Origin of the sequence: Arsenophonus endosymbiont of Bemisia tabaci Q2 (assembly GCF_902713415.1) — a bacterium.
Taxonomy (GTDB): Bacteria; Pseudomonadota; Gammaproteobacteria; order Enterobacterales; family Enterobacteriaceae; genus Arsenophonus.
Genome location: NZ_CACTIE010000156.1, coordinates 1 through 1,206 on the forward strand (window position 1 = coordinate 1; position 1,206 = coordinate 1,206).

Sequence of the window (1,206 nt, forward strand, 5' to 3'; positions counted from 1 at the left end):
GTGATATGAGTTTATTTATCATTCAGCCTAGAAGGGGGAATTACCTAGTCGATAAAATTAAATTGGCGATTAAAAATCGCCATTTCGAGTGATTTTAGTGCATTAACAAGAAAATTACATTAAGTATTTATTTCTGCACCTAAAGCATCAATAACGCTCTGCACGCTCTTTTTGGTAAGCATCTGGATATTGTTCAACATTTTTTATCAACTCGGATTTATCGATTTTTCGCTGCCGCGTAGTCGATGCTTTTGGCTCTATTTGATTAATCCAACGCGATACAGATGCAGAACCAATCCGAAATTGCTTCGCTCTTTCTCGGATACTCAACCCTTCTTCTGCCATCGTAAATATCACTTTACGTCTAAAATCAATTGAATAGCTCATATAAATAATGTCATCAAAATTAAGTCGCTTAGCTATAAAGGCGTTACGCTAGCAGGCAGTTATTCTAGACCTGGAGAAGGCAGTGTTGAACGTGATTTCGGTGACATTATTCATGCATATTCATTGAGATTTTTTATCAGAACGCTTTAGGTTTCGAACTGGCTACTGGTTGGGCAGAAGCGATAGGCGAAAAAAAACTAGACAGGAAAAAACCGCAAGACAATATGTTTGCATTGGGTGTCAAATATGTTTTTCCTGATAAAACCGCTTCAATCGGGGTTGATTATGGTCGATTACAATCAACTAATGTTGTGGTTGCAGGACAAAAACTATCGCCTACTGCAGTTACCGGGGATTGGGCGGCTCACATTTATGGCATTACAAGCAAAGTGGTACTGGCCTCAATCCCAGACAGGCTTATATGCTGGTTATGGACTAAGATCGGGCCATAAAAAAACCTTTGACTATACAAAGCAGACTTATACGTGAGGGGTAGATAAAGACTTTGCAGTAATAAAAAGTTCGCAATTACTTTTATATATGGAGATGGCCTATAACCATGTTCATAGTAAAAATCACGCTTACGAAAAAGATAATTGGCTTTTGGTTGAGAACGGCCTACGTTTCTTTTTCTAATAAAATCAGTAAATATTTACCTTACTGGTCAAAGCGATTTAGTTTATTACATAAAAGTAAAAATTAATAATAACAGCCATTTTGGCTGTTATTATTAATTTTCGATTCAATGACCAGAGTTAATATATAGCTAAGCGACTTAATTTTGATTATACCATATTGAGTGCGAACAAAATATCTGTG

2 protein-coding genes are annotated in these 1,206 nt (G+C 36.4%); one reads left to right on the forward strand and one right to left on the reverse strand.

The features are described 5' to 3' along the window. Window positions 1–147: 147 nt before the first annotated feature. Window positions 148–387, reverse strand: a complete 240-nt coding sequence (locus tag ARSQ2_RS08535) for an IS630 transposase-related protein (protein ID WP_181995034.1) — start codon at window positions 385–387, stop codon at window positions 148–150. A gap of 233 nt (window positions 388–620) precedes the next feature. On the opposite strand from ARSQ2_RS08535, the gene ARSQ2_RS08540 reads away from it, so the two are divergent. Beyond that, a complete protein-coding gene (locus tag ARSQ2_RS08540; RefSeq protein WP_181995035.1) occupies window positions 621–839 on the forward strand; it encodes a hypothetical protein in 219 nt (72 codons plus the stop codon). The last annotated feature ends 367 nt before the right edge of the window (window positions 840–1,206 follow it).